Origin of the sequence: Microvirga sp. HBU67558, assembly GCF_018069605.1 — a bacterium.
In the GTDB taxonomy this organism is placed as follows: domain Bacteria; phylum Pseudomonadota; class Alphaproteobacteria; order Rhizobiales; family Beijerinckiaceae; genus Microvirga; species Microvirga terrae.
Window position 1 is genome coordinate 1 of record NZ_JAGPUP010000410.1, and the last position, 8,870, is coordinate 8,870.

Below are 8,870 nucleotides of genomic sequence, written 5' to 3' on the forward strand. Positions count from 1 at the left end.
GCAGGTGTGTCGAGCGGGCCGGCGGCCTAATACGCCTCGGTTCGGGCGTCTGAGGAGCCATACAGCATCGCGGACGCATCGACAGAAAGGATGCGGTTACCCGGAAGATCCGCCCTAGCGAGTGACTCTGCCTGGAAGCTTCGGGGGCAGGATTAGCAAGAAACAACAGCGGTTTACCCGATGAATGTCCAGGTGCTTTGCCCTACGCATAGAGCCAAACTTCAAGCCTCGCGCCACCAGTTGTCGATCCATTCTATCCTAGCGCTCAATCAGGAACGGATCTTGTGTTGGCCCCAACGTGCCTCGGGACGAGTTTTACAACACGACGTGCGCCAAGGCTCTCACCGCTTCCGATCCGGGCGCGATCATTTACCCCATTTCCTTTGTCGAATGGATTTCCAGAGGCTTATCTGGCTTATTTCGATCAGGGCCGGATTGTGGCCTGTGATGCACAGATGTCGTTGAAGTCCCGCCCGATGCTCCTCTCTAAGATACTGCCTCGTGATCTCCATCTCCTGGTGTAAGAACCTGCTTGCTCGCCACCCGGTCCTGAACGTTCTGGTTCTGGCTGGGGTCTTCAACTTGTTTTGCGCGGCCCTCGTCTACGATGAACGGGGGAACGCATCTGATCAGGCAAGGGCAGCATCCAGCAATCTTGTTGCATCGGTGAGCCGAGATATCTCCCGCAACATCGAGATCATCGATCTGACGATCCAGAAGGTCATCGAGCGGTTCACCCAGCCAGGCTTCACCGAACTGGGTTCTGACCTTCAGCGCCAGCTGCTGTTCGATCAGGTTGCGACGGCGCAGTACTTTGCAGCCATCGCCGTTGTCGATGAGAACGGGAAGCTAAGATACCACTCCCGTTTCACGGACCCGGACATCATCAACGTCGCAAAGCTACAGTATTTTACTGTCCACCGCGATCGTCCGGATGTGGGGCTTTATGTTTCGCTGCCGATCAAGAGCCCAGTTGGCCTTGGATGGGGCCTCGTGTTCAGTCGGCGGCTTTCTCACCCGGATGGCCGGTTCGCCGGGATTGCGTATGTCGGCCTGGGCCTGGACTACTTCACCGATCTGTTCCGCAGGATGGACCTGGGACCGAATGGCTCCATGTCGCTCATGCGAGCGGACAGGAAGCTGGTCGTGCGGGAGCCATTCACCGAGAAGCATCTTGGCACTGATGTCAGCAGGGCGGGGATCTACCGCTACTATCCGCAGCAGCGTTCAGGATCGTTTGAGTCCAGCTCCTCGCCAATCGACGGGATCCCGCGGCTGTACACATTCACCCAGATCGGGGATTTCCCGCTGACGATCAGCGTGGGACGCTCTCTGCAGGATGTCTATGCCGCCTGGCGAAGCCGAGTTCTGACGATTGGTGGCATCGTGCTAGCCCTGACCGGGGCCATGATTGCCCTGGCTCTGAACCTGCGGCAGGAGTTTCGCCGCAGGTGCGCTGCGCACCAAGAGGCCTTGCACAACGAAGCGCTCTTTCGCGGAGCCATGAAGGGCGCCGGCATCGGAACGGCGCTGCTGCGCCTCGATGGGACCGTGTTCAAGGTCAATCCGGCCTTCTGTCGGCTGTTCGGATTTACGGAAGAGGAGATGCTATCGCGGACCGCCGCAGACCTGACCCATCCGGACGATGCGCCTCCAGATGATAGCGCTCTCTTAAGGGGTGAGACAGACTTTGCAGCGACGGAACGGCGCTTTGTTCGCAAGGATGGCACCGAGGTGTGGGTCCTTCGGTCGTCCTCACTGGTGCGTGACGAGGCGGGGCGGCCCGCTTATCTGATCGTGCAATTCCAGGATATCACGGCCCGACGCGAAGCCGAGGAGCGGCTCAGATACAACGCGACCCATGACGAACTGACCGGTCTTCTGAATCGATCCGCCTTCGAGCAGAAGCTCGAAGAGGCTCTGGCGCAAAGCCGTGACACCGGCATCAAGCATGCCCTAGCCTTTGTGGATCTCGACCGGCTGAAGATCATCAACGATTCCGCCGGCCATGTCGCGGGTGACGCCTTGTTGCGAGGGGTGGCAGGAGCCTTGCCCAATTACCTGCGCGAAGGCGATGTTATCGGCCGGCTCGGCGGGGATGAGTTTGGCATCATCCTGCTCGGATGTTCCCTTGATGATGCGACAGTGATCCTTGAGGAACTCAATATCGCGGCCAGTGCCATTCAGTTCCCCTGGGAGGATCGCAGCTATAGTGTCGGGGCCAGCATCGGGGTGACCGAGATTACGCCGAGCACCCGCTCCCCAAGCGCTGTCCTCGCTCAAGCGGATGTTGCCTGCCTGGCGGCCAAGATGGCAGGACGGAACCGGGTCAGCATCTACAGACCCGAGCAGAGCGAAGCGGTTGATCGTCACCGCGAGATTGCGGTCGCGGCTGGGATCAAACTGGCCATAGAAGAGGGTCGGCTACGGCTCTTTGCTCAAAGGATTGTTGCGTGCGCGGATCCGACCCAGCAGCGGTATGAGGTCCTGGTGCGGATGCTAGACAGGGATGGGACGGTCATCCCGCCGTCTGTGTTTATTCCGGCGGCAGAACGATATGACCTCATTGGGGCCATCGACCGTTGGGTCGTCCGGGAAGCGCTGACCTCGATTGGACGGGCAGGGTGCCTTGAGCGGGATACTCAGATCCATCTCAACCTGTCCGCAGCCTCAATCGGCGATGCGTCGTTTGCGGCTTACGTCCTCAAGGTTCTTGAATGTACTGGCGTCGCGCCAGAAATCCTGGTCTTTGAGATCACGGAAACGGCCGTGGTCAGCAATATGGCCGTGGCAGCCACGACAGTCGGCAGGTTGCGGGAGATGGGATGCCAGATTGCGCTGGATGATTTTGGCGTTGGCCTGAGTTCGTTCAACTACCTGCGCCAGTTCCCGGTCGATATTGTCAAAATCGACGGGAGCTTCGTTCACAATATGACGACCAATACGGTGGACCGCTACATCGTCAAATCCATTCACCAGATCGCCACAGAACTCGGCGCACAGACGGTCGCTGAGTTCGTCGAGGATCAGGCGACCTTCGAATTGGTCTCGTCCATGGGCATCACGTTCGCCCAGGGCTACGCGATCCACAGACCTGAGCCCTTCGAGGAGATCATGGCAGATCACGAGAGCCGGGTCGAAGCATAATGCTAATGTGCCATTACTGTTGGGACAGGGTAACGTTCGACCAGATCTTGTAAGAATGGCGACCGTGTCCGGTCGCATAAGCTTTCCTTAGTTGTGCCGCGAGCCTGTCATTGGCTTTTCATATTCAATGGGTTAGTGCTTGATCCCGTTCGTAGGGACGGTTTCCCATGTTGATGTGGAGCACAGTGGTTACTTTCCTCCTCTCGTTGGTGGCCGTCGGGCCGCTGCGGGCGAGTGCTCCCTCCTGGCTCCTGTCTGGGGCAGAGCTGGCGGCGGTGATCAGCGTCTTTGCCCTGGTGTGCTTCCTTGAAGGCAGCGGCGGCAACACCGATCGCTCCAATCCCACCGGCTGACAAGTTTTCGTAAGGAACTCCGCCTGGGGTGCGGCTCCGTCCTTGATCGGAGACAGCCCATGAGACGCTTTCTGCTCGCCGCGATCGGGATTGTTCTGGCGTCCCCAACGGCGATCGCTGACGGCCTGAGCCTTGCAGGCTCCCTCTGGGAATGCATCCGCACCTCTGATCGGTCTCAGTTCGTGATCACCTTCTACCCTGGTGGCGGCGTCGGGGGAGGCGAGTTGGAGAATGGTGAGGTCAGCCCCTACATCTTCGATGCTTCACAGACGAGGCCGGGCGAGTGGCCGGGCAAATGGGAGCAGGCAGGCCAGCGTTTCACCTGGAACTTCCCCGATCAGAGCATCCGGATTGAAGGGAGCCTTTCAGGTCCAGGGCAAGCAAATGCGCGGCTCACCGGCACTGAAACCTCGTCGGGAGAGCACTCGGCTATCACCTGCGCCGCCCTATCCAAGCTGCCAAAGATCGGGGAGGGGTTGGTCATCCCCAAGAACGGTCGCTTCATCGACCTGGATCAGGAAGACGGCGCGTTGAAAGTGCCTGCGGGCATTTCTCTGCAGGAGCCGGGGAGGCGATAAGTATTATGGTTGCGGTGATCAGGAGTCAGTCGCAGATCCTTGTTCTGCGCACTGTGACATCGCCATAGGCGTCGATCCGCTTCGTTAAGACAACGCGGCATTCCTCGACCGGCGTAGGAATGCCGACAACGCTCTCCTGGTAGATGGGCGGAGGCAGGACCGGCTGCACAGAGACAATAGGGACATTCCGAGGAGGAACCAACGCAGGCCCCTCAAAGCCTTCGCTCTCCTCCAGAGGCACAATCGGCAGAGGCTGCTGCGGCACCAGAGCTGGCCCTTCATAACCGCCAACAAAGCGGCGCTCGATCACGCGGCGGTCGATCACCCTGTGCTCGACCGGTGGGGCGATGTAAGTCTCCTCGACCGCGAGCCGGCTCCGGACGGGTGGACGCTCCAGAACTGCTCCTTGATCCTCGAAGTATGGGGGTAGATCTGCGGCGAGGGCAGCCGCTGTGCTCACCAGAGTTGATCCGCCGAGCACCAGTGCGGCAAAGCCCGCGTGTGCAACTTTGTTTAGATCAAACACCCGCATGTGAACTCCTGACGTCCGTGAATGGCAACGTCGCCTCACAGTCAAGGTTCCCCTTCTGGTCTCGCGCTCCTCTTCCCTTGCCAATGCCTCCAGGTGTTCGGCTATCGCAAGGAGTTGCTCGCGGGTCTCGGTGATCGAGATCTTTTCGACAGCAGTGCCGATTTCCTGAACCTGACGGCGGTACTCCGCCGCTTTGTCATGACAGGGACGATTCACGGCCGACACCTCCAATCGAATCCGGGACTGTGCCTTGCTAAAAAGGGCGACGCCGGCGCGATCGGAGTTGAAGGCGCTCCTGGATCGGCAGGCGTCGGGGCCTCGCAATCAGGGCGGTCCAGCGGACCAGGCCGTGAGAGGCCGCTGCCATCAGATTGCCTCGACGAGGCGGTACGCCGAAGCTCTCCTTTGGCTTAAGTTGCTACTCCATCCGTGTGTCCGGAAGGGCTGGGCCGTTCACCCGGCGAATGCAGCCGAAAGCTATCGGTTCGAGATGGTCAGGCTTGAGCAGCACCCACTGGAGCCGGTGTCCGGAGGGGCACAACGTTGGCCATCTCGGAGGCACGCGCGGCTGCCTGTTGGACTGCGGCTTCGAGGTCATCCGGCACATAAGGCTTCCGCAGGACCGCAAAGCCTTCCCTGTCAGCCTCCGCGACCGCCTCGCTGTAGCCGGTGGCCAGCACGATGCCGACCCAAGGCCAGCGGTCGCGGACGATCCGCGCGAGATCAATTCCGTCCATCTCTCCCGGCATCACGAGATCCGAGAGCACCACGTCGAAGCGGCTGTTCGCCTCCAGCATCGCCAAGGCATCGCCGGCATTGTGCGCCCTCGTGACATGGTGCCCGCGCTCGGATAGCACCGTCTCGGCCATCTCTGCCACCTGCACGTTGTCCTCCACCACGAGGATGCTCAGGGCGCGCGGGTTCTGCGGCGCGGGCACGCTGTCCGGCACGGCAGGCTCGAGTTCATCCGCCGTGGCCTTGGGCAGGTACAGCGTGATCGTGGTGCCGCGTCCCACCTCGCTGCGGATGTCGACGGATCCGCCGGAATGCTCGACGAGGCCATAGACCTGCGCCAGGCCCAGCCCCGTTCCCTTGCCGACCTCCTTGGTGGTGAAGAACGGCTCGAAGACGCGGGCGAGCACCTCCCGCGGCATGCCCACGCCGGTATCCGACACGGACAGCGCCACCCCCTCCAGGGCTTCGCCATCGCGCAGCACCGTGTTCTCGGTCGTCACGCGGAACGTTCCGCCTTTGGGCATGGCATCGCGGGCATTGGCCGCCATGTTGATGAGCGCCACCTGGAGCTGAGACGGATCGATCCGCACCGGCCAGAGCTGCTCGGCCAGCTCCAGCTCCAGCCGAATGTCGCCGCGCAGGGACTGAACGAGCATGTCCTCGGCCTGGCCAATGACCTCGTTGAGGCTCACGGTCTCGGCATGCAGCGGCTGCTTGCGGGCAAACACCAGCAGCTTGCCGGTCAGGGTCCGGGCCTGCTCGACGGCGCTCAGCGCATTGCCGATCAGGCGGCTGCGGCGCTCGTCGTCCTTGGCGCGGCGCAGCAGGTCGAGGTTGCCCATCACCACCGCAAGAAGATTGTTGAAGTCGTGGGCGATGCCCCCGGTGAGCTGGCCGAGAGCTTCCATTTTCTGGGCCCGGCGCAGGCGCTCCTCCACCTCCTCGCGGAGGTGCGTCTCCTGGGCGAGCTGGGACGTGGCCGCCTGCTCGCGTCTGTAGCGCGCCAGCGCCAATCCGGTCATCACGGCAAGCCCCGCCATGATCACCAGGGTGATCAGGCCATACCGGATCAACTGCTCACGCCAGCCCGCCAGAACCGCGTCCGTTCCAAGGGCAAAGCGAACATAGATCGGGTAGCGGTCGAGCTTCTGGTAGGCGATGATGCGCTCGATCCCGTCATTGGAGGAGACGCCGGTGTAGACGCCCGCAGGGCTCGACTGGGCGGCCTGCATAAACCGTTCACCGGCCCGAGCAGCGTTCGTGCTGGTGTGAGCATCCCGGACCAGGAAGGTGCCATCGGCGCGCACGAGGCTCGCCGCATGGTCCATGTCAGGGGCGCTGCGCCGGTAGAGATCTTGGAAGTAGGACGGGTAAGCGGCCACCAGAATGGCGCCGGTCAGGCGGCCGTCGGCTCCCACCAGCGGCCGCGCGACGGTGAACAGGTCATTGCCATTGACGCGCCCGCGCAGCGGTTCGCCGACCATGAGCTCCCGCCGCCCGGCCCGGAAGGCCATCATATAGGGTCGGTCGGCAATGCTCACCTGTGGGACAGGGTAGTGGCCGCTGGCGCTCTGGAGCACCCCGTCCTGATCGACCACCCAGATTGAGCCGATCTGCTTTTGCTGCGCGACGATGCCTTTCAGCAGGTGGTGCAGCTGAAGGGAGTTGCGCAGGTCGCCCGGTGCCATCGAGGCGACCCGATCCTCGACCCGGTCCATGACCAGCTCATAGGACTCGAACACCTTCTGGGCATGGCCCTGGAGAACGAGCGTGGCCCGTTCAATCGCCTTGTGGGCTTCATCCAGGGCATGGGTTCGGCTGTGCCAGGCGGCGGCACCGAACAGGCTGACGGGAAGCACAAGGGAGACGATGAACAAAGCCCAGAGGATCCGGTGAGCCCCCTCCTGCCCGAACCATCGACGCGCCACATTGGGCAAGGTGTTCTCCATGCGAAGCTGACGGGCTTCCGCCCTGTGAGGGGCGAGGTAGGGCTTTGTCACTGTTCTGCCAAGCTCTGCCCGAGGAGGTGCATCCGCAGACCTTTGTAGCTTAGCCGGACTGCCAAACGCCATTGGGCCGGGAAAGTTCCTGGTGTGAAGGGGCGATATTCAGACTCCGGAAGGTCGGCCGGCGGCGAGCCTCTTGAGGGTTCAGGCTCCGGCTTTTCGCTCACGCTGGCTCGTGGAGGTGGCGAGAGCGGAACTGGCGTGGTTCCAAAGCCTGACGATCCGGTTGATGTCAGTGCAGGACCGGCTCCAGCGGGATGGACAAAAGGACCTCACCGGACGGGTTCACCACGTCGAGCCGCCAGCCCTGCCAGGATGCGCCGCTCTGGATGGCCTCCTCCCGGATATCCTCGATGGCGACCAGAGCCTGAGCCTTGGCATCCTCCAGATCCGAAACCTCGATCCCTTCGTCATCAAGGATCTCTTCGTGGCTGTTCACCAGGTGAAAGTAGCAGCGCATGAGCGTTGTCGGGACCTCAGTCCAAACCACATGATCGTTGAAGACATCTGTCATATGTCACCGGATGATGGTCCTATCTGGGCACATAGGCCTTGTGATTGGATCTGGCCAATCCTCCTATGTGCTGAGGCCCGTATAGGGAATGAACGGCTGGGCTTATCCGTTATGATGTCTTATCGGCCGGCTGCCCTACAGGTTCACCAAGCAGAATCCTATTCCGATGAAAGCCACGGCTGCCAGGATCGACAGCCAGAACAAGCCGGTACGGGTTGTCTGCTCCTGCTCGTCCATCTCAGCCTCAATGGCTTTGATCCGGCGTTCCTGCTCGCGCTCGTGAGGCGGCTCGCTGTCCTCGGGCATGGTTGTCGGTCCTCGTCCGAGAGACCGCCATATCACATGGTGTGTGAGAAGAAAGTCCGCTAATTGCGTGTAATGCTTTGTCTGGAACCGAATAGGACGTCTTCTAAGTCGGCCCAAGCCGTCCGTGACTACTGGTAACAACTTACAAGATAAAGCGGCCAAAATCTCCGAGAGCATAAGGATTCGTGGGGCACCAAGTCGTGAGTCGACTTCAGGCGCTCGCCATTCCGACATGTTGATTTCGCCGTGAATGAGGGATGTCCTCAAGTGCACCATCGCTGCCCCACGAAACCTCATCCTCTCATGGCCGAGGCCCATAGGGGTCAGGCTGCAAGCCTTGAGCGGCGAAGTCGGAAAGCCGCGCCTGAGTTAGTGAAGAGAGTATTCAGCTAAGCCGCCCAAGGATGCTTGGAGCTTACTCGCGGGTCTTCGTCTTGGATGGTGCGCGACGCTTGGGCTTTGAAGTCTCAGCCCGAGCCGCTCCCGTCTCATCGGACGCAACGGTTGCTCTTGCGGCAGCCTTCCTTCGCTGCTGGCCAAGGCCGCTGCTTCTCGCGAGTTCCGAGCGCTTCTCGGCATAGCTCGGCGCAACCATCGGATAATCGGCAGGAAGCCCCCACTTTGTACGATACGCGTCGGGGGTCAGCCCCAGCTTCCCAAGATGGCGCTTGAGGGTTTTGTACCTCTTGCCGTCCTCGA

The 8,870-nt window shown here is 61.2% G+C and carries 8 protein-coding genes; 3 read left to right on the top strand and 5 right to left on the bottom strand.

Translation table 11 applies throughout. The annotated features are described in order from the left end of the window. The first annotated feature begins 501 nt into the window (after positions 1-501). The 3 genes from KBI52_RS32610 (at position 502) to KBI52_RS03440 (ending at position 4,078) form a co-directional block, all read left to right on the top strand. Positions 502-3,147 (top strand): EAL domain-containing protein, encoded by a 2,646-nt coding sequence (locus tag KBI52_RS32610; RefSeq protein ID WP_210805316.1) that lies wholly within the window; start codon positions 502-504, stop codon positions 3,145-3,147. 185 nt (positions 3,148-3,332) lie between these two features. Next, positions 3,333-3,500 (top strand): hypothetical protein, encoded by a 168-nt coding sequence (locus KBI52_RS03435; RefSeq protein ID WP_262265629.1) that lies wholly within the window; start codon positions 3,333-3,335, stop codon positions 3,498-3,500. Positions 3,501-3,559: 59 nt separating this feature from the next. Further along, positions 3,560-4,078 (top strand): hypothetical protein, encoded by a 519-nt coding sequence (locus KBI52_RS03440; RefSeq protein ID WP_210805320.1) that lies wholly within the window; start codon positions 3,560-3,562, stop codon positions 4,076-4,078. Between the two features lie 25 nt (positions 4,079-4,103). Here KBI52_RS03440 and KBI52_RS03445 read toward each other — a convergent pair whose 3' ends face one another. The 5 genes from KBI52_RS03445 to KBI52_RS03465 form a co-directional block, all read right to left on the bottom strand. Continuing rightward, on the bottom strand, positions 4,104-4,826 hold the full coding sequence (locus KBI52_RS03445) for a hypothetical protein (RefSeq protein ID WP_247654152.1): 723 nt from the start codon (positions 4,824-4,826) through the stop codon (positions 4,104-4,106). A 278-nt stretch (positions 4,827-5,104) separates the two neighbouring features. Beyond that, positions 5,105-7,345, bottom strand: a complete 2,241-nt coding sequence (locus KBI52_RS03450; RefSeq protein ID WP_210805322.1) for an ATP-binding protein — start codon at positions 7,343-7,345, stop codon at positions 5,105-5,107. A gap of 238 nt (positions 7,346-7,583) precedes the next feature. Then, complete coding sequence (locus tag KBI52_RS03455; protein ID WP_210805324.1) at positions 7,584-7,811, bottom strand: hypothetical protein; 228 nt, start codon at positions 7,809-7,811, stop codon at positions 7,584-7,586. Between the two features lie 189 nt (positions 7,812-8,000). Next, positions 8,001-8,171, bottom strand: coding sequence for a hypothetical protein (locus tag KBI52_RS03460; protein WP_210805326.1), 171 nt, complete (start codon positions 8,169-8,171; stop codon positions 8,001-8,003). 415 nt (positions 8,172-8,586) lie between these two features. Continuing rightward, on the bottom strand, positions 8,587-8,870 hold a 284-nt coding region (locus KBI52_RS03465), incomplete at its 5' end, for a MucR family transcriptional regulator (protein WP_210805328.1).